General features: G+C 65.1%; 21 protein-coding genes. 7 read left to right on the top strand and 14 right to left on the bottom strand.

Features of this window, described 5'->3' with window-relative positions; all coding sequences use genetic code 11:
- Positions 1–10: 10 nt before the first annotated feature.
- Positions 11–343 (bottom strand): hypothetical protein, encoded by a 333-nt coding sequence (locus ACTIEZ_RS09395; RefSeq protein WP_439546414.1) that lies wholly within the window; start codon positions 341–343, stop codon positions 11–13.
- 255 nt (positions 344–598) lie between these two features.
- Positions 599–859, bottom strand: coding sequence for a translation initiation factor IF-1 (infA, locus tag ACTIEZ_RS09400; protein ID WP_017668801.1), 261 nt, complete (start codon positions 857–859; stop codon positions 599–601).
- Positions 860–1,051: 192 nt separating this feature from the next.
- On the opposite strand from infA, the gene ACTIEZ_RS09405 reads away from it, so the two are divergent.
- From ACTIEZ_RS09405 to ACTIEZ_RS09415, 3 genes are all read left to right on the top strand, one after another.
- On the top strand, positions 1,052–2,161 hold the full coding sequence (locus ACTIEZ_RS09405; protein ID WP_439546415.1) for an S-(hydroxymethyl)glutathione dehydrogenase/class III alcohol dehydrogenase: 1,110 nt from the start codon (positions 1,052–1,054) through the stop codon (positions 2,159–2,161).
- Positions 2,161–2,994: an S-formylglutathione hydrolase gene (gene fghA, locus ACTIEZ_RS09410; RefSeq protein ID WP_439546481.1), complete on the top strand. Its 834-nt coding sequence runs from the start codon at positions 2,161–2,163 to the stop codon at positions 2,992–2,994. Before ACTIEZ_RS09405 ends, fghA begins: the two co-directional genes overlap by 1 nt.
- A 117-nt stretch (positions 2,995–3,111) precedes the next feature.
- Positions 3,112–3,474 (top strand): endonuclease domain-containing protein, encoded by a 363-nt coding sequence (locus tag ACTIEZ_RS09415; RefSeq protein ID WP_439546416.1) that lies wholly within the window; start codon positions 3,112–3,114, stop codon positions 3,472–3,474.
- 64 nt (positions 3,475–3,538) lie between these two features.
- On the opposite strand, the gene ACTIEZ_RS09420 is transcribed toward ACTIEZ_RS09415, so the two are convergent.
- Entirely contained in the window at positions 3,539–5,200 is a 1,662-nt protein-coding gene (locus ACTIEZ_RS09420; RefSeq protein WP_439546417.1) for a thiamine pyrophosphate-binding protein, read from the bottom strand.
- Positions 5,197–6,606 (bottom strand): DUF1254 domain-containing protein, encoded by a 1,410-nt coding sequence (locus ACTIEZ_RS09425; protein WP_439546418.1) that lies wholly within the window; start codon positions 6,604–6,606, stop codon positions 5,197–5,199. Before ACTIEZ_RS09425 ends, ACTIEZ_RS09420 begins: the two co-directional genes overlap by 4 nt.
- Before the next feature lie 99 nt (positions 6,607–6,705).
- On the opposite strand from ACTIEZ_RS09425, the gene ACTIEZ_RS09430 reads away from it, so the two are divergent.
- Positions 6,706–7,881, top strand: coding sequence for an acetyl-CoA C-acetyltransferase (locus ACTIEZ_RS09430; protein WP_439546419.1), 1,176 nt, complete (start codon positions 6,706–6,708; stop codon positions 7,879–7,881).
- A 134-nt stretch (positions 7,882–8,015) separates the two neighbouring features.
- On the top strand, positions 8,016–8,915 hold the full coding sequence (locus ACTIEZ_RS09435; protein WP_439546420.1) for a crotonase/enoyl-CoA hydratase family protein: 900 nt from the start codon (positions 8,016–8,018) through the stop codon (positions 8,913–8,915).
- A 32-nt stretch (positions 8,916–8,947) separates the two neighbouring features.
- Here ACTIEZ_RS09435 and ACTIEZ_RS09440 read toward each other — a convergent pair whose 3' ends face one another.
- The 3 genes from ACTIEZ_RS09440 to mgtE form a co-directional block, all read right to left on the bottom strand.
- Positions 8,948–9,283 (bottom strand): GntR family transcriptional regulator, encoded by a 336-nt coding sequence (locus ACTIEZ_RS09440; RefSeq protein ID WP_439546421.1) that lies wholly within the window; start codon positions 9,281–9,283, stop codon positions 8,948–8,950.
- A gap of 95 nt (positions 9,284–9,378) precedes the next feature.
- Positions 9,379–9,789 (bottom strand): DUF1489 family protein, encoded by a 411-nt coding sequence (locus ACTIEZ_RS09445; RefSeq protein ID WP_439546422.1) that lies wholly within the window; start codon positions 9,787–9,789, stop codon positions 9,379–9,381.
- Positions 9,789–11,198 carry a magnesium transporter gene (gene mgtE, locus ACTIEZ_RS09450; protein WP_439546423.1) on the bottom strand — a complete coding sequence of 470 codons (1,410 nt, stop codon included), beginning with the start codon at positions 11,196–11,198 and terminating at the stop codon, positions 9,789–9,791. Before mgtE ends, ACTIEZ_RS09445 begins: the two co-directional genes overlap by 1 nt.
- 85 nt (positions 11,199–11,283) lie before the next feature.
- Between mgtE and ACTIEZ_RS09455 the strand changes: the two genes are divergently transcribed.
- Positions 11,284–12,153: a hypothetical protein gene (locus tag ACTIEZ_RS09455; protein ID WP_439546424.1), complete on the top strand. Its 870-nt coding sequence runs from the start codon at positions 11,284–11,286 to the stop codon at positions 12,151–12,153.
- 48 nt (positions 12,154–12,201) lie between these two features.
- Positions 12,202–12,561 carry a hypothetical protein gene (locus tag ACTIEZ_RS09460; protein WP_439546425.1) on the top strand — a complete coding sequence of 120 codons (360 nt, stop codon included), beginning with the start codon at positions 12,202–12,204 and terminating at the stop codon, positions 12,559–12,561.
- Here the strand turns inward: ACTIEZ_RS09460 and ACTIEZ_RS09465 are convergent.
- The 7 genes from ACTIEZ_RS09465 to ACTIEZ_RS09495 form a co-directional block, all read right to left on the bottom strand.
- Complete coding sequence (locus ACTIEZ_RS09465) at positions 12,558–13,877, bottom strand: dicarboxylate/amino acid:cation symporter (protein ID WP_439546426.1); 1,320 nt, start codon at positions 13,875–13,877, stop codon at positions 12,558–12,560. The two genes, ACTIEZ_RS09460 and ACTIEZ_RS09465, sit on opposite strands and share 4 nt — an antisense overlap.
- A gap of 99 nt (positions 13,878–13,976) precedes the next feature.
- The gene (gene greA / locus ACTIEZ_RS09470) at positions 13,977–14,468 is read right to left on the bottom strand and encodes a transcription elongation factor GreA (protein WP_439546427.1); all 492 of its coding nucleotides are present in this window, start codon (positions 14,466–14,468) and stop codon (positions 13,977–13,979) included.
- Positions 14,469–14,491: 23 nt separating this feature from the next.
- Positions 14,492–15,535, bottom strand: a complete 1,044-nt coding sequence (gene queA / locus ACTIEZ_RS09475; RefSeq protein WP_439546428.1) for a tRNA preQ1(34) S-adenosylmethionine ribosyltransferase-isomerase QueA — start codon at positions 15,533–15,535, stop codon at positions 14,492–14,494.
- 36 nt (positions 15,536–15,571) lie between these two features.
- Positions 15,572–16,312, bottom strand: coding sequence for a peptidylprolyl isomerase (locus ACTIEZ_RS09480; protein WP_439546482.1), 741 nt, complete (start codon positions 16,310–16,312; stop codon positions 15,572–15,574).
- Positions 16,312–16,824, bottom strand: a complete 513-nt coding sequence (gene coaD / locus ACTIEZ_RS09485) for a pantetheine-phosphate adenylyltransferase (protein ID WP_439546429.1) — start codon at positions 16,822–16,824, stop codon at positions 16,312–16,314. Before coaD ends, ACTIEZ_RS09480 begins: the two co-directional genes overlap by 1 nt.
- A gap of 13 nt (positions 16,825–16,837) precedes the next feature.
- On the bottom strand, positions 16,838–17,737 hold the full coding sequence (locus tag ACTIEZ_RS09490) for a polyprenyl synthetase family protein (RefSeq protein ID WP_439546430.1): 900 nt from the start codon (positions 17,735–17,737) through the stop codon (positions 16,838–16,840).
- Positions 17,738–17,750: 13 nt separating this feature from the next.
- Complete coding sequence (locus ACTIEZ_RS09495; RefSeq protein ID WP_439546431.1) at positions 17,751–17,993, bottom strand: exodeoxyribonuclease VII small subunit; 243 nt, start codon at positions 17,991–17,993, stop codon at positions 17,751–17,753.
- Positions 17,994–18,002: the final 9 nt, after the last annotated feature.

Consider the following 18,002-nt stretch of genomic DNA (forward strand, 5'->3'; position numbering starts at 1 on the left):
GCTCTGATCATCAGGCAGCGTCCGGATCGAGCAACCGCTGCCACCAATTGAGGCGCGGACGCGGCGTCGGGCGCAATTGTTCGATACGCCAGTGCGGCAAGCTTTCCGGCGCTACTTCGCCACCCTTGGGATCGACAATAATCAGCATCCACGCATTTTCGCCCTGACGCCGCGCTGCCAGCCGCAAATTGGTGTCAGCCAGAACAAATTCATGGCGATTGCGCACCAGATGCTCAAGGAGATTGGCCGGCGTATCGGCCCAACCTGGCCCAACGATGCGATCCAGAATCACCCCGCGGGGTGATTGCTGGGCGTTCAGCGCCGATACAACATATTGGGCCATACCAAAGAGGTATGACTAACAGATGCTTAACGCAAGAGAAGTGTCTGTGACATTTGGGTATAATTCGATCCACTTTGGCGGCGATGCGGTAGAACGAATTGAGTTTGCAGCAGATTGCCAAATATGCTGCGGCGGCTCGCCGCACAAAAATGGCGATGGCACATGGTTGCCGCATCCCGCGCCAACGGACCGCCTCGAATCAACTGGCCAGCGACCTTTGCCAGCAGCAGAAAGCCCGCCGCGGGCGCTTGCCCGTCAGCGGCGGAAGAATCGCCGCTGATTCATGGGCATCGGGGTGGTTTTCTCGCGGAACACGATGCGGCCCTTGTCCAGATCATAGGGCGTCATTTCGACATGCACCCGATCACCAACGATCGAGCGGATGCGATTCTTGCGCATCTTGCCTGCGGTGTAGGCGATGATCTCGTGCTCGTTTTCCAGCTTCACGCGGAAACGCCCATCGGGCAGGATTTCGGTGATCTCACCTTCAATCCGAATGATTTCCTCTTTCGGCATGTTACGCCTGAATCCCGCTGGCAAACCGCATGAAATATCCTGTTGTTGCACGTGAAAAGCCACGCCATCCATCGGGTGGCGCCGCGCTGCGCTTGCCCCTTGGCCTGTCGCTCACGAAAAAGCAACCCATCCCCCTTGGCAAGCGCCCCGGTTCGACCGCATGTGTGGCCGCATCTCTACAGGACTACGCCCATGAAAAGCCGTGCCGCCGTCGCCTTTGCGCCCAATCTGCCACTGGAAATTGTCGAAATCGATGTGGAAGGGCCAAAGGCCGGCGAGGTGCTGGTGGAAATCATGGCCACCGGCGTGTGCCATACCGATGCCTATACGCTGGAAGGCAAGGACAGCGAAGGAATCTTCCCGGTGATCCTGGGCCATGAAGGCGCCGGCATCGTGCGCGAAGTGGGCGCCGGCGTCACCAGCGTGGCCCCCGACGATCATGTCATCCCGCTCTACACGCCCGAATGCCGCCAGTGCAAAAGCTGCCTGTCGGGGAAGACCAACTTGTGCACGGCGATCCGCAGCACCCAGGGCAAGGGCGTGATGCCCGACGGCACCACCCGCTTCAGCTACAAGGGCCAGCCGATCTATCACTATATGGGCTGCTCGACCTTCTCGAACTTCATCGTGTTGCCCGAAATCGCGGTGGCGAAAATCCGTCAGGACGCACCGTTCGACAAGGCCTGCTACATCGGCTGCGGCGTGACCACTGGCGTGGGCGCCGTGGTCAACACCGCCAAGGTGCACGCCGGCGCCCGCGCCATCGTGTTCGGCCTGGGCGGCATCGGCCTCAACGTCATCCAGGGCCTGCGGCTGGTGGGCGCTGAACAGATCGTTGGCGTCGATATCAATCCGGATCGCGAACATTGGGGCAAGCAGTTCGGCATGACGCACTTCGTCGATCCGCGCGACATTGGCGAAGATCTGGTCGCGCATCTGGTGGCGCTCACCGAAGGCGGCGCCGATTACACCTTTGATTGCACCGGCAACACTGATGTCATGCGCATTGCGCTGGAGGCCTGCCACCGCGGCTGGGGCGAATCGATCATCATCGGTGTCGCCGAAGCCGGCAAGGAAATCAGCACGCGCCCGTTCCAGCTCGTCACCGGCCGGGTGTGGAAAGGCACGGCGTTCGGCGGTGCGCGCGGGCGCACAGATGTGCCGAAGATCGTCGATTGGTACATGAACGGCACCATTGCCATCGATCCGATGATCACCCACATCCTGCCGCTGGAAAAGATCAACCAGGCCTTTGATCTGATGCACGGCGGCGAAAGCATCCGCACGGTGGTGCTGTTTTGATCGAGACGCTTGGCCGTGCCGCCTGCCATGGCGGGGTGCAGTCATTTCACAGCCATGCCAGCCAGGCGTGCGGCACGGTGATGCGCTTTGGCGTGTTCACGCCGCCCGGTGCCATGGACTTTGCCGGCCCGTTTCCCGTCCTCTGGTGCCTTGCCGGCCTGACCTGCAATGAAGAGACGTTCGCCATCAAGGCCGGGGCGCAGGCGCTGGCGGCCGAACTGGGCTTGATGCTGATCACGCCGGACACCTCGCCGCGCGGGGAGGGCGTGGCCGACGATCCGGCGTGGGACATGGGGCAGGCGGCGAGTTTCTACCTGAACGCCACCAATGAACCCTGGGCGGCGCATTTCCAGATGCAGACCTGGCTGATCGACGAACTGCCGGCGCTGATCGCCGCCAATTTCCCGGCCGATCTGGCGCGGCAAGGCATCACCGGCCACAGCATGGGCGGCCACGGCGCGCTGACGCTGGCGCTGAAACATCCGGGCCGGTTTCGCAGCGTGTCGGCCCTCGCGCCGATCGTGGCGCCCACACAGGTGCCATGGGGCCAGAAGGCGCTGCCGGCTTATCTCGGCGACAATACCGCTGCCTGGGCCGCGCATGATGCCTGCGCGCTGATCGATGCCGGCGCGCGGGTGGCGGACTTGCTGGTCGATCAGGGCGAGGCGGACCAGTTCCTTGCAGAACAGTTGCGCCCGGACCTTCTGGAGGCCGCCTGCGCCCGCGCCGGTATCCCGCTCACCCTGCGCCGCCATCCGGGCTACGACCACAGCTACTGGTTCGTGCAGAGTTTTGTCGCAGACCATCTGCGCTGGCACGCAGCGCGAACTTAAGCCGCATCGCATTCGATCCTCCCCCTCTGGGGGAGGTGGCAGCCGTAGGCTGACGGAGGGGGTGGGGGCGGCATTATTCCGCTTGGCAGCGCCATGGAACCATAACAACTTTAGCCCATGCCCAACGTTCCGCGTCCCACCCGCGACCTTGCGCGAACATTGCGCCGGCAGATGACGCTGCCGGAAGTCATGCTGTGGCAGCATTTGCGCGGTTCCCCTGCCGGCCTTCGCTTCCGGCGTCAGCACCCGGTGGGGCGTTACGTTTTGGACTTTTATTGCAGCAGTCGCGCGCTGGCGGTGGAAGTAGATGGTTACGTGCATCAGCTCGCTGCTCAAACCAGCCATGATGAGGTGCGTGATGCCTGGCTGGCTGACCAGGGCGTCACGATCATGCGCATTCCGGCGACAGATGTGCTGAGGGATGTCGATGCCGTGGTTGGTGCTGTTCTGGCTACCGCAAGGTCGCTGTCGGTGCGGTGAGTGAGTCGCCCCCTCCGTCAGCCTGCGGCTGCCACCTCCCCCAAAAGGGGGAGGATCGAAGGGCTCAAATCCCCCGTGCCACCGGCACCTCGATCAACGTCGGCGCATCACTGCGCAGCGCCGCTGCAAACGCCTCGATCAACCCGTCAATCGATTCCACCCGTACCCCGGCCACGCCATGCGCCGCTGCCAGCGCCATGAAATCAATCGCCGGTTCCTGCAAATCCATCGCCACGAACCTGCCTTCGCGCGCGCTGTGATCGCCGATCGCGCGGGTGCGCTGTTTCAGGATGCGGTAGCTGGCATTGTTGAACACCACCACCACCACCGGCAGCCTGTAATGGGCCAGTGTCCACAAGGCGGCGGCCGAATACATCAGGCTGCCATCGCCGGTCAGCGCCACCACCGGGCGATCGGGATGCGCCAGTTTCATGGCGGCGGCCTGGGGCAGTGCCACGCCGATGCCGCCGCCGCGCATGCCGAACCATGAATCGGGCCGCATCGCCGGCAGCAGGCTGCGCACCACATTCATGCCGGAGGACAGCAATTCCTCGATGATGATCGCATCATCCGGCATCACCTCGCCCAGCCGCTTCAGCACCGCCAGTGGGTCCATCGGGCTGGCATCCATCGCGGCTTCGGCTTTCGCCAGCAGCGCGGCCTTGGCCTCCGCAATACCCGTTGCCACGCCGGCACGCCGTTCATCGCCGCAGCCCGCCACCAGCGCCGTCAGTTCGGGCAGGGTCGCCTTCGGGCAGCCCTGGATGGCAGCGCCGGCTGCGAAATTCTTGCCGATCTGCCACGGCTCATCATCCAGATGCACCACGGGCGTGCCAGGCGCCAACGCCTCGACCCCCGTCGCCTGGCTTTGCGTCAGCAGGTCGGCGCCGATGGATATCAACAGATCATGATCCTGCATCGCCTTGCGCAATGCCGGTGTCATGCGTGGCACCGTGCCCGCAAACTGCGGATGGTCCGACGGGAAGGCAGCGCGGTTGGCCATGCCCTCCATATAGACCGGCGCGCCCACGGCTTCGGCAAACGCCACCATCTCCGCAAACGCAGCGCGGTTGGCCACGCAATCGCCAGCAAAGATAACCGGCCGCTCCGCGCTGCGGATCATCGCAGCGGCCCTGGCAATCTCTGCCGCGTCGCCGCGCAAGCCGGCCCCGATCCGCGTCGGCGCACCCAGATCGAGATCATCGGGGGCAATGGCCGTCAACACATCGCCGGGAATGGACAGGAACACCGGGCCGGTGGGCGCGGTCAGCGCCACTTTCGCCGCCCGCCGCACCGCGCGCGGCAGTTCCTCGATGCTGTTCACCTCGAACGACCATTTGCACAACGGCCGCGCCATTGTCGCCAGATCATCCCACAGCAGCGGCTCGGTCAGGCGGATGCCCATGTCCTGCTGCCCGGCGGTCACCAGCACCGGCGCACCGGCCTTGGCCGCGTTGTACAACATGCCCATGGCATTCCCCAGGCCCGGCGCCGCATGCAGATTGCACACCGCTAGGCGGCCCGTGGCCTGCGCCCAGCCATCGGCCATGCCCATCACCACCACCTCGTTCAGCCCGAGGATGTAGCGCAGCCGCGCCTCCACCACGAAGGCGTCGAGCAACGGCAGTTCGGTGGTGCCGGGATTGCCGAAGATATATTCCACACCCTCGCTGTGCAGGATATCGAGCAGGATATGCTTGCCAGCCCGGCTGACGGCCCCGCTCATGGGATAATCTCATCTTCGGTCACCGGCGGCAGCCGCACGCTGCCATCCAGCAAACCGGCGCCGGGCAGATAGGCGCGGAACATCAGCACGAACGGGCCTTTGGGGGCTGGCAGCCAGTTCACCACCCGCTCGCCACCGGGCCGCGTGTTCTGGATGAACAATTCGATGCTGCCATCACGATCGGGCCGCAGATGCCGCGACCGGTCACCCACCGCAAAGCGATTCAATTCATTGGGCACAAAGAAGAGCCGACCATCCGCAGCCTGTTCATACATGGTGAGCGACCAGAAGCCGCCCACTGGCAGGTTGCCGGGAATGCGCAGCCGCCAGCTCTTGTCGCCGGTCAGGGTGCGGCCCTCGCCATCGTTGCGCGCCGCCACATAAATCGCCTCGAGGCGTGGCAGGGCGGCCAGCCCGCCCATCGCGACCATGCTGCGCAGATCGTCATCTTCGCCATACAGCGCCATGTTGAACGGCGGATACACCCAGCCATTCACGCCGCCGCCCGCCATCATGCCGCCCTTCAGCTCATTGATCAGCGCCGGCAGGCTGTCATCCCACAATGTCCGTTGCTCGGCTGTCAGGCTGTCCCACGCCTGGCCGATGCCGGCTTCGGCAAAGCCCCGCGCCCGCGCCATCAACAGTTCATCGCCAGACCGTTCGATGGCGGCATTCACCGTGGTGATGAACGCCCGACCATAGGGCTGCGCCGGCACTTTCAGATCAAGCGGCGTTTCCCCGCCAATGGCCGACAGCGTGAAGCGTGTCAGGCCATCGGCGGCAGCGGCGAGATCCTCCGGGCCATTGACGACCACCCGCACCAGCAACCACGCATCATTCGACTGGCTGCGCACAATCGTCACGCCGGCCGGCAAATCACCGCGCCACGCCGGCCCAACGATCGCATAGCGCCCGCCATCGACGCCCACAGTGCGCGTGCCCAGCACCGCAGTCACATCGCTGGTGATGGTCATCAACGAAGCGACATGATAGCGCGGCAGCGGCGGCATCGAGAAAAATACCGGGCCATCGCGCAGATCGAGCCACGCCGAAGCATAGAGCGTGTCGTTGTTGGGCGTCGTCACGTCGCGCATCGTGGCATCGGCCAGCGTCACCCGCGGCACCAGCGCGTTCACACCAGTGCCGAACCCGGCTTCAGCGATGCGATCGAGTTGCACCTGACGCGTGCGCAGCATTTCATACGGCGCAAAGCCAAAGCGGAACGCGCGGCGCAGCGCCGCGATCGCCGGCGTGTCAGGCAAGGCGGCAATTGTGGCAGCCGGCTTTGGCGCCGCCGCTGGTTTCGGCGCGATTTTCGCTGCCACTGGCTTCTTCACCGGCGGTGCGGCGGCAGCCGGCGCCGCAAAGGCCAACAGGGCCGCAATCATCGCTATGTGGCGGCGCATCGTCCATCCTCCCTGATCATTTTGCCCGTCCATGCCCAAGGGGGGTGCGCGCGTAAAGTGCAGCGTCGCGAATCGCACCACCCGACCGGGAGAACCATCATGAGCGAAGCCTATATTGTTGCTGCCAAACGCACTGCCGGGGGTCGGCGCGGCGGGCTGCTGCGCGATTGGCACCCCGCCGATCTCGCCGGCAAGGTGCTGGATGCCCTCGTCGACGAGAGTGGCGTCGATCCCGCGCTGATCGAGGATGTCATCATGGGCTGCGTTGGCCAGGGCGGTCAGCAGAGCACCAACGTGGCGCGCAACGCTGTGCTGTCCTCGAAACTGCCCGAATCCGTGCCTGGCACCTCGGTCGATCGCCAGTGCGGGTCCAGCCAGCAAGCCATCCACTTCGCCGCCGCCACGGTGATGAGCGGCCAGATGGATGTGGTGATCGCCGCCGGCGTCGAATCGATGACGCGCGTGCCGATGGGCATGACCGTCAGCCTGCCCGCCAAGGCCGGCATGGGCATGCCCTATGGCGAGGGCATGGCGGCGCGCTATCCGGGCATCCAGTTCAGCCAGTTCACCGGCGCCGAGATGATCGCGGAGAAATATGGCCTGACCAAGGATATGCTCGACGAGTTCGGCTACGAAAGCCAGGTCCGCGCTGGCCGTGCCGCGAAGGATGGTTCGTTCGCCAACGAAATCGTGGCGGTGGACGTGACCACCCATGATGGCGCACCGCACCGCCATACCCAGGATGAAGGCATCCGCTTTGACGTGTCGCTGGACGGGGTGAGGGGCGTAAAGCTGATCAACCCCGATGGTGGCCGGTTGACGGCGGCGACCAGCAGCCAGATTTGCGACGGCGCGTCGGGCGTGCTGATCGTCAACGAACGCGGCCTGAAGGCGCTGGGCGTCAAGCCGCTGGCGCGCATCCACACCATGACCGTGGTCGGCGAAGACCCGGTGATCATGCTGGAAGCCCCCATCGGTGCCACCAAGAAGGCGCTGCAGCGCGCCGGCATGAGCATCGGCGACATCGACCTGTATGAGGTGAACGAAGCCTTCGCCTCCATCCCGATGGCCTGGCTGCAGGTGCTCGGCGCCGATCACGCGCGGCTGAATGTGAATGGCGGCGCCATCGCGCTTGGCCATCCGCTCGGTGCCAGCGGCACCAAGCTGATGACGACGCTGGTGCATGCCCTGCACGCCCGCGGCAAGCGCTGGGGCTTGCAGACGATGTGCGAAGGCGGCGGGCTTGCCAATGTGACGATTGTGGAGGCTCTGTAGGTCTTGTGAAGACCCACCCCCAGCCCCTCCCGCAAGCAGAAGGGGGAAAGCGCTCACGACTCCCCTCCCGCTTGCGGGAGGGGCCGGGGGTGGGAAATGCAGCAGGCGCGGACAGTCGAAAAAAGGAACACCCCATGACCTACACCCAGATCGCCCTCGACATCGACGGCCCCATCGCCACCATCACCCTGGATCGCCCGGAAAAGCTCAACGCCTTCACCGGCGTGATGATGACCGAGCTGATCGCGGCCTTCGACGAGACCGACGCGAACGACGCCGTGAAAGCTGTCATCGTGACGGGCCGTGGGCGCGCCTTCTGTGCTGGGGCTGACCTGTCGGCCGGAGCCGCCACCTTCGATTATGAAAAACTGGGCGGCCACCGCAGTGCCAACCCGGCGGGCGAGGATGGCCAGATCGATTGGCGCCACCCCGCCACCCGCGACGGCGGCGGCCAGGTGACGATGCGGATCTTCCGCAGCCTGAAACCGGTGATCGCCGCCGTGAACGGCCCCGCCGTGGGCATCGGCGCTACCATGCAACTCGCCATGGACATGCGCTTGGCCAGTGACACCGCGCGCTTCGGCTTCGTGTTTGCCCGCCGCGGCATCGTGCCGGAAGCCGGTTCGAGCTGGTTCCTGTCGAAACTGGTCGGCCTGCCGCAGGCGCTGGAATGGTGCATGACCGGCCGGGTGTTTGACGCTGCCGAAGCCGAAAAGGGCGGCCTCACCCGCTCCACCCATGCCGGCGACGATCTGTTGCCCGCCGCCCGCGCCCTGGCGCTGGAAATTGCCGAGAATACCGCGCCGGTCTCGGTGGCGCTCACCCGCCAGATGCTGTGGCGCATGGCCGGCGCCCCCAGCCCATGGGACGCGCACCGGCTCGATTCAAAGATGGTCTATATGCGCGGGCGTTCCGGCGATGCGAAGGAAGGCGTCGTCAGCTTCCTGGAAAAGCGCAAGCCTGCCTATCCCGATACCGTCAGCGAGAATATGCCGGCAGAGGTGTTTCCGTGGTGGCCGGAAGAGAGCTGGTAATTATCGCCGTTGCAGCGGCGAGTTGGTAAAGCTCAGGCCTGTTCCAGCAATTCGGAGGCATCCAGCCCTAGCCGGTTGATCCGCGCCAGCACGCGCGGCCATTCGTCGGTCAGGAACTGCTCACGCTCTTGCGTCAGCAGATTGTTGACCGCGCCTTCGGCGGCAAACAGCCCCACACCCTTGCGTGCCCGCACCAGGCCGCCGGTCTGCAGATCCTGATAGGCCTTGGCCACGGTGAGCGGATTGACCCCGGCTTCGGCCGCCAGCGCCCGCACCGACGGCAGCATGGCGCCATCGCCCAGCGTCAGGATCCGCTCGACGATGACGTCGCGGATCTGGCGGTAAATCGGGCGATCAGTGCTGAACATCACTGTGGTATGGGGCCAGCACAGCGCAAGGTCAACCGTGTTAACCATCTAGACCAGCAGAAATTGGCGCAAAGCCTGTCAGAACGTCGGCGCGATCACAACAACCAGAGCGCCTGCAATTCCCGCACCATGCCCGCCGGCAATGCATCAATCCCGTCGCCGGCACCATCCACCAGATCCGCCGGCGCATCCGCTGCCGCCAGATAGCGCCAGCCCTGATGCGCGCGCAGCGGCCGCGGCTGCACCAGCACCGGGCCCGGCACCAGTTCGATGGCGCATTTCTCGCCCCATGGTGTCGTCGCCATGGCGATGGACAGGATGGTCTGCCGCGCCACCAGCCGATGTGCGATGATCCAGAAGATCGATCCGCCGATCAATTCCTCGGCACGTTTCGGCATGAAGCGTGTGTGGGCGCCGGCGCGGGTCTCGCCCCAGAAATGCGCCTGCCGTGCCGCCAATGTCTCGATATCGGGGCAGCCCGCCGCCACCTTGGTCAAGTGCAGCATCAGCCGAGATATTCCACGCCCACCAGCGTCGCCAGGCCCAGAAACGCGAAAAAGCCCATCGAATCCGTGATCATCGTCACGAATACCGACGATGCCACCGCCGGGTCCGCCTCCAGCCGATCGAGCGTCAGTGGCACCATCACCCCGGCCAGGCCGGCGATCAGGATATTGAATTGCATGGCCACCGCAATCACCAGCCCCAGCGTGACATTGCCGAACACCAGGCTGACGCCCAGCGCCATCAGCACGGCCAACGTCAGGCCATTCAGCAACGCCACCCGGATTTCCCGCCACACGGTGCGGCGCGTGTTGCTCTCGGTCAGTTGGTTGGTGGCCAGCGCGCGCACGGTGACGGCCATCGTCTGATTGCCGGCATTGCCGCCGACACTGGCCACGATCGGCGACAGCGCCGCCAGTGCCACCAGCGCCTGAATGCTGTCCGAAAACGCCCCGATGATGCTGGCCGACACCAGCCCGGTCAGCAGATTGGCGACCAGCCAGCGCGAGCGCGTGCGATAGGTGGTGAACACCGGTTCGTTGATGTCGCCATCGCCGGCGCCCGACAGTTTCAGCACATCCTCGCCGGCTTCGGCCTGGATGATGTGGACCACGTCATCCACGGTGATGACGCCCACCAACTTGCCGGCATCATCGACCACGGCCGCTGAAATCAGCGCATATTTCTGGAACAGCAGCGCGACCTCTTCCTGGTCCATGGCGACAGGGATCAACGTCTGCTCGCGCTTCATCACATCGCCCACCGAAATGTCGGGCGGCGCGGTCAGCAGCCAGCTCAGCCGCATGGTGCCGATCGGCTGGCGCGCAGCGTCGATGACGAAGATTTCCCAGAAGTCCGTCGCCGGATCGATGGTGCCACGCACGCGCTCGATAACTTCGCCCACGCTGATGGTTTCCGGCACCGCCACCAGGTCGCGCTGCATCAGGCGGCCGGCGGATTCTTCGGGGTAATTCAGCGCAGCTTCGATATCGGCGCGGTCTTCGGGGGCCAGCGCGCGCAGCACCTCGCGCTGTTCGTCGGCCTCCAGATCCTCGATGACCGCCACCGCATCATCGGTATCGAGCTGGGTGACGACTTCGGCCACCGCGCCCGGCGACAGCGCGCCGAGCACATCCTCGCGGACATAGTCATCCAGCTCGGCCACGACTTCGGCATTCAGCAGATCACCCAGCGCCACCGCCAACGCACCACGATTGTCCGCAGCAATCGCCGCAAACAGATCTGCGACGTCGGCCGGGTGCAGCGGCGCCACCAGCGCGCGGACATGATCGATATCGTCGCTGTCCAGCGCATCGGCGACATCGCCCACGAAGGCACGGCTCAACTGCCCTTCCTGCAGGGCATCGGGCGCGTCGTCGTCGCGATAATCCAGGCGGGCATCCTCGCTCACGCTGGCGGTTATACGCGCAACAACGACAAGCGCCAGCTTGGGTGCGCGCCCCCGGCAAATGCGTCGCACGTGGACTTGCGGGGCCATGGCGGATCGTTACATTCCCGCCATGGTCCGCGTCTCGTCATCCGTCTGGCCGCTTTATGGCGCGGCGGGAATCGCAGTGGCGGCTATATTGTTTGCCTGGCCGGAGCCACTGGCGCAGGGTTGGGAATGGGCGTCCCTGGCGGCAGCGGTGCTTGGCATATTGGGCAGCATGCCGTTCTGGCGCGCGGCGCAGGCGGATCAGATGGCGGCCGGCAAGTCCGGTATCGGCGGGCTGATCCTGGCGATCTTAGCCGGCATGCTGGTGGCGATCACGATGGTGCATCTCGGCAATGCGGCGCTGTCACCGGGGCCAGTGCGCGAGGCCGTTCTGAACGTGACCAGCAAATACATCAGCCGCGGCCGGCGCGGGCGCAGGGAATATCGCGTGGTGACCTCGCCAGTGCCGGGCGACAGCGGCACCACCACCCACGGCGTCGGCGGGCTGGCCAGCACGTCGGGCAGCTATGATGATTATATGGTGGGCGGCTGCATGACGCTCAGGTGGCGGCTGGGTTGGATGTGGCCGGTGGTGGTCAGCCGCCGCGCCAGCCCGTGCCCGCCGCAGTCATTTCCGGCCAGCGCTTCCGATCTGCCCTTGGCGCGTCCTGGCCCGGCCTGGGGCGGCATCCAGCAACGGCTGGCCCGCGATGTCGCCGCGCTGCCGCTGCCCCCAGAAGGCGTGCGCGTCGAATTTGCCGTCACGGCCGATAGTGTCGGCCGCATCACCGCCCTCACGCCGTTGCCGGGCAGCATCGTCTTGTCACCCGTCGCCACCGAAATCGTCAGCCAGGCCATCATGCGCCAGCCCGGCGCGCTGACCCAGGCCGGTGACTATCGCATGTGGCTGGTGCTGCGGCCGGCAGCCTAGCAAGCTGCGTTTGCGTGGCTTAAGATTGGACAACGGGGAGGGGGGTATATGCAGATCTGGTTGCCGGTCATCATCTATGGCACCACCGTGGCGCTGGGCCTGGTGCTGGGCTGGTATTTCCTCAGCAGCAAACGCCCGCCAAAGGCCATCCAGGCCATCCATTTTCTGACCGGCTTCGGCGGGCTGGAGGTGGTGATGCTGGTCAGCAAGCTGAATCGCGGCACCGCGCCGTTGGGCGACGATGTGAAGATTGCGCTGGTCCTGCTCGGCCTCGCCGTTGTCTCCGGGCTGTTTGCCGGCATCATGGCCAAGCCGCGGCCCGACATCATCGGTCCGGCGTTGCTGGCGCATGCCACCATCGGCGGCACCGCCTTCCTGCTGCTCGCCAACTGGGCGATCAGCGCTTAGTCGGTATCGGCCTCCGGCCCCGGCACAGCCACCATTGGCCCGAAATCATGATCGCGGAACACGGCAGCAAAGCGCGCTTCGTCGATCGCGCCTTCCCAGCGCGACACCACGATGGTCGCCACCGCATTGCCGATGAAATTGGTCAGCGCCCGGCATTCCGACATGAAGCGATCGATGCCCAATATCAGCGCCATGCCGGCAATCGGCACGCTGGGCACGATCGACAGTGTGGCCGCCAGCGTGATGAACCCGGCGCCGGTCACGCCCGCGGCGCCCTTGCTGCTCAGCATCGCCACCCCCAGCAACAGCGCCTGTTCGCCCAGGCTGAGATTGATGCCGGTGGCCTGCGCGATGAACAGCGCCGCCAGCGTCATGTAGATGTTGGTGCCGTCCAGATTGAAGCTGTAGCCGGTGGGCACCACCAGGCCCACGATCGGCCGCGGGCAGCCGGCGCGCTCCATCTTCTCCATCAGGCTGGGCAGCGCGGACTCGGAACTGGATGTGCCCAAGACCAGCAGCAATTCCGCCTTGAGGTATCGCAGCAGCGTGAAGATCGAAAAACCCGCCCCGCGCGCCACCAGCCCCAACACCACGATCACGAACAGCAGCGACGTCAGATAGAAAGTGGCGACCAGCGCCGCGAGATTGGCAATCGATCCGATGCCATAACGGCCGATGGTGAAGGCGAATGCCCCGAATGCCCCGATCGGCGCGGCGCGCATGAAGATCGCCACCAGCCTGAAAAACCCGGCGCCCAGCGCATTGAACAAGCGCACCACCGGCCGCGCCGCCTCACCGGCGCTGGCCAGCGCGATGCCGAAGCTGATCGCGAAGAACAGCACCTGCAGCAGATTGCCATCGACGAACGCCCCCACCACCGTTTCCGGAATGATCCCGGTCAGGAAAGCGGTGATGGTCTGGTCCTTGGCCTTCTTCACATAATCATCGACGGCGCCGGTCTCCAGCGTCGCCGGATCGATGTTCATGCCGGCGCCGGGCTGCACGACATTGGCCACCACCAGCCCGATGATCAGCGCGATGGTCGAGAAAAACAGGAAATAGGCAAAGGCCTTGCCCGCCACGCGCCCGACGCTGCCCAGATTCTGCATGCCGGCGATGCCCGACACGATGGTCAGGAAAATCACCGGCGCGATGATCATCTTGACCAATTTGATGAAGGCATCGCCCAGCGGTTTCAGCGCCACGCCGGTATCCGGCGCGAAATGGCCGATCAACCCGCCGGCCACGATCGCCACCAGCACCTGCACATAAAGTTGCGCATAGAGCGGGGTGCGCTTGCGCGGTGCCGCCAACATGCCTGCCGAAATCGCGATTGTCCGTCTCCCCCCCAAGCTCCCCAAGGCTTCGCTTCGTTCTGAAACGTCGCGGGCGGCCACGCAACGCCGGATTTCGCGTCAGGCGATGGCGATGATCTCCACCGGCTGGCCGGCCAGCATCACCACATCGCCGATGCTCTTGCCGATCAGCGCGCGCGCCAGCGGCGAGACATAGCTGACACTGGCTGCCTCTGGGCCGGCCGCGGGATCGGCCTCGTCATCGCCGACGATGGCATAGCATTGGACGCGGCCATCCTTGCGTTCGAAGCTGACCCTGTTGCCGAACACCACCGTTTCGCCGGCGGGCTGCTCCTCGATGACCTGCGCCGACGCGCGCCGGGCCGACCAGTAACGCAGATCGCGGGTGGCGCGCGCCATGGCGGTGCGATCGGCGCTGATCGCGTCCCCGGCCTGTGCCTCGGCATAGGCGGCACGTGCCGCATTCAGTTCCGCATCGATCTGCGCCAGCCCGCGCGGCGTCACCAGATTGGCATGGGCCGGGATCGGCCGGTCGGGCAGATTGGCGGCGACCGCTTCGGCGTCGGATTCCTTGGTGAAGGCTACACTCATGGCCCTGCTATGCCGGCATGCGCTCAGGGCAGCAACAGGCTGCCGTCGCCATAGCTGTAGAAGCGATAGCCGCTGGCGATGGCATGGGCGTACGCGTTGCGCATCACCTCCAGCCCCATCATGGCACTGACCAGCATGAACAGGGTCGATTTCGGCAAATGGAAGTTCGTCACCAGGCCATCGACGGCCCGCCAGCGATAACCGGGGTGGATGAAGATCGCTGTGTCCCCGGTAAACGCCCGGATCACGCCATCATCGCCGGCCGCCGATTCCAGCAGCCGCAGCGATGTGGTGCCCACCGGAATCACCCGCCCCCCCGCCGCGCGTGCCGCGTTCAATCGCGCGGCCGTCGCGGCATCGATGCTGCCCCATTCGGCATGCATCTGGTGGTCTGCCAGCCGCTCCGCCTTCACCGGCAGGAACGTGCCGGCACCGACATGCAGCGTCACCGTCTCGCGCCCCACCCCGGCGGCAGCCAGCGCGTCCCACAGCCGCGGGGTGAAATGCAGGCCCGCCGTCGGTGCCGCCACTGCGCCGTCTTTCGCTGCATGCAGCGTTTGATAATCCGTCAGATCGGCCGCATCGATGCCGCGGCGCCGCGCGATATAGGGTGGCAGCGGCATCTGCCCCACGCCATGCAGCGCCGTCTCCAGCGGCGCGCCATCGGTGTCGAACTGCCAGAGTACGCCGTCGCCGGTCTTTTCGATCACCGTGCCAGCCAGCACCACGCTGCCCTGGCCAAAATCGATCACATCGCCGTCCCGCAGCCGCCGCGCGTTCTTCACGAAACTCCACCAGCGATTGGCCGCCTCGCGCTTGTGCAGCGTCACCCCGATGGTCGCATCGCCCTTGCGGGCAAATAACTGCGCCGGGATCACGCGGGTGTCGTTCACCACCAGCACATCGCCGGCACGCAGCAAGCGCGGCAGATCGAGAAACCCATGGTCGCCCAGCACGCCGGCATCACGCCCGCTGACACAAAGCAGCCGCGCCGCATCACGCGGGTTCACCGGCCGCAGCGCAATGCATTCGGGTGGCAAATCGAAATCGAAATCGGAAACCAGCATCGGGGGAACAGCCCTTTGGCGGTGAAAGAAAATGCCTTAGCGCGGCGGCTGCGGTCCTGAAGCCCCAGGCGCCGGCCCGGATGTCGGCGGCGGGAAATTCAGCGCCCCCGCCGGGATCGGAGTCGCTGCCGGCTTCAACGCCGCGAAATCGGGCGGTGGCACCTTGTCGGCCGCGATGCTCGCCTTGACGATCCGGGTCGGATTGTCAGGCGGTTCACCTTTTTCGATGCCGTCCACCCATTTCATGCCGTCCACCACTCGGCCCCACACCGTGTAGTTGCGATCCAGCTTCAGCGTCGGCATCAGCACGATATAGAATTGGCTGTTGGCGCTGTCTTCGCTCTGCGCGCGCGCCATGGCGACCGCGCCGCGAACATGCGGCAGATCGTTGAATTCGGCCTTCAGATCCTCAAGCTTTGACCCGCCCGTGCCTGTCGCGGTCGGATCGCCGCCCTGCGCCATGAAGCCATCGATCACCCGGTGGAACACCGTGCCGTCGTAAAATCCTTCGCGCACCAGCGTGCGGATGCGCTCGATATGCTTGGGTGCCACATCGGGGCGCATGATGATGCGCACGCGGCCGCCCGATGACAGATCGAGCACCAGGATATTCTCCTCGCTCACCTGGTCGATCATGCCCTGCAGGCCCGACGGCGCCGCCATTTCCGGCAACTTGGGCGGCGCCTTCAGATCCTTGGGGTCAACGCGCGGCGCCTGCTGTGCCAGCGCGCTGCTCGCGCCCAGCAGGCTCACCGCAAACAATATGGTCAATCGCATCACTGGCCCTTCATCCCGGTCTGCCGGACGCGGGCCTCCACATCGGTGGCCACGGCGCTCGGCACGAACTTGTGGATGTCGCCACCATAGACAGCGATTTCCTTGACCAGACGTGAAGCGATTGGTTGCAGGGCGACATCGGCCATCAGAAACACCTGCTCGATATCGTCGTTCAGGGCCCGGTTCATGCCCGTCATCTGGAATTCATACTCAAAATCGCCAGCGCCGCGCAGGCCGCGCACGATCACCGTAGCGCCCAGGCGCTCGGCAAACGACATCAGCAGCTCATCGAATTCGGCGACTTCCACATTGGGAATATCGGCCGTCTCGCGCATGATCTGCGCCTTGCGTTCGGCCAGGGTGAACATCGGCGATTTGGAAGGGTTGGTGGCCACACCGATCACCAGCCGATCCACCAGCCGGGCGCCGCGCCGGATGATGTCCATGTGTCCCAGGGTGATGGGATCGAAGGTGCCGGGATAGACGCCGATGCGGGGTGCCAAAGCAGTCATTGGGTGTGGCTCCTTACCGGTCACGCTCGACGGCAAAACGCGCGATCGCGCGCAGCAGATCCGCCTCCGGGCCAAAGCCGGACAATTGGCCGATGGCCTGATCGATCAGCGCCGATGCCTGATCGCGGGCACGTTCCAGCCCGAGCAGCGACACGAATGTCGCCTTGCCGGCGGCGGCATCCTTCTGCACCGCCTTGCCGGTCTTGGCCGACGTGCCTTCGACATCGAGCAGATCATCGGCAATCTGGAACGCCAGCCCCAGATCGCGGGCATAGCCACGCAGGCTCTTCTTCTCGGCTTCGCTGGCGCGGCCCATGATCGCGCCGGCCTCCAGGCACCAGACAATCAGTGCGCCGGTCTTCAACTGCTGCAACCGGGTGATGCCGGCCAGATCATATTTCACGTCGCCGGCCACCAGATCCATCATCTGCCCGCCCGCCATGCCCGCCGGGCCCGACTGCAACGCCAATTGGGTGATCAGTTCCAGACGGGCGACCGGGTCGTCGTGGGTGGCCGGGTCGGCCAGAATTTCAAACGCCAGATCATGCAGGCAATCGCCGGCCAGCACCGCCGTGGCTTCGTCGAAGGCCAGGTGAACGGTCGGCTTGCCGTGACGCAGATCATCATCGTCCATGCAGGGCAGATCATCGTGAATCAGGCTGTAGACATGGATACATTCGATCGCCAGTGCCACGCGCAGCGCACGTTCCCGGTCCACTTGGAACAAGTCGCACGCTGCCACCACCAGCAATGGCCGCATGCGCTTGCCCCCGCCCATGGCCGCATAGCGCATCGCTTCATAAAGCCGGGCGCGGCTGTCGGATGGCACTGCCAGCAGCTTGTCGAAGCGCTGGTCGATGGCCTTTCCCATGGCATCAAGCGCCGGTTTCAGCATCAACGGAGCGGGGACCATCGCAACAGCGCCTTTACTGGGCATCAAAAGGGCGGGTGCCGGCGGCTTCACCGGCGGCGCTTTGCTGGATTTGCTCGATGCGCATGCGGGCATCGGCCAGCCGTGCCTCGCACAGGCGCTTCAGGCTCTGGCCCTCTTCATACAGGCTGATCGAGGCATCCAGGCTGAGTTCGCCAGATTCCAGTTGGCGCACGATATCTTCGAGGCGCTTCAACGCAGCCTCGAAGCTCGGCGGGGGTGCGGCTTGCTTGTCCATCGTGCCCGT

Source organism: Sandarakinorhabdus sp., assembly GCF_051860625.1.
In the GTDB taxonomy this organism is placed as follows: Bacteria; Pseudomonadota; Alphaproteobacteria; order Sphingomonadales; family Sphingomonadaceae; genus Sandarakinorhabdus.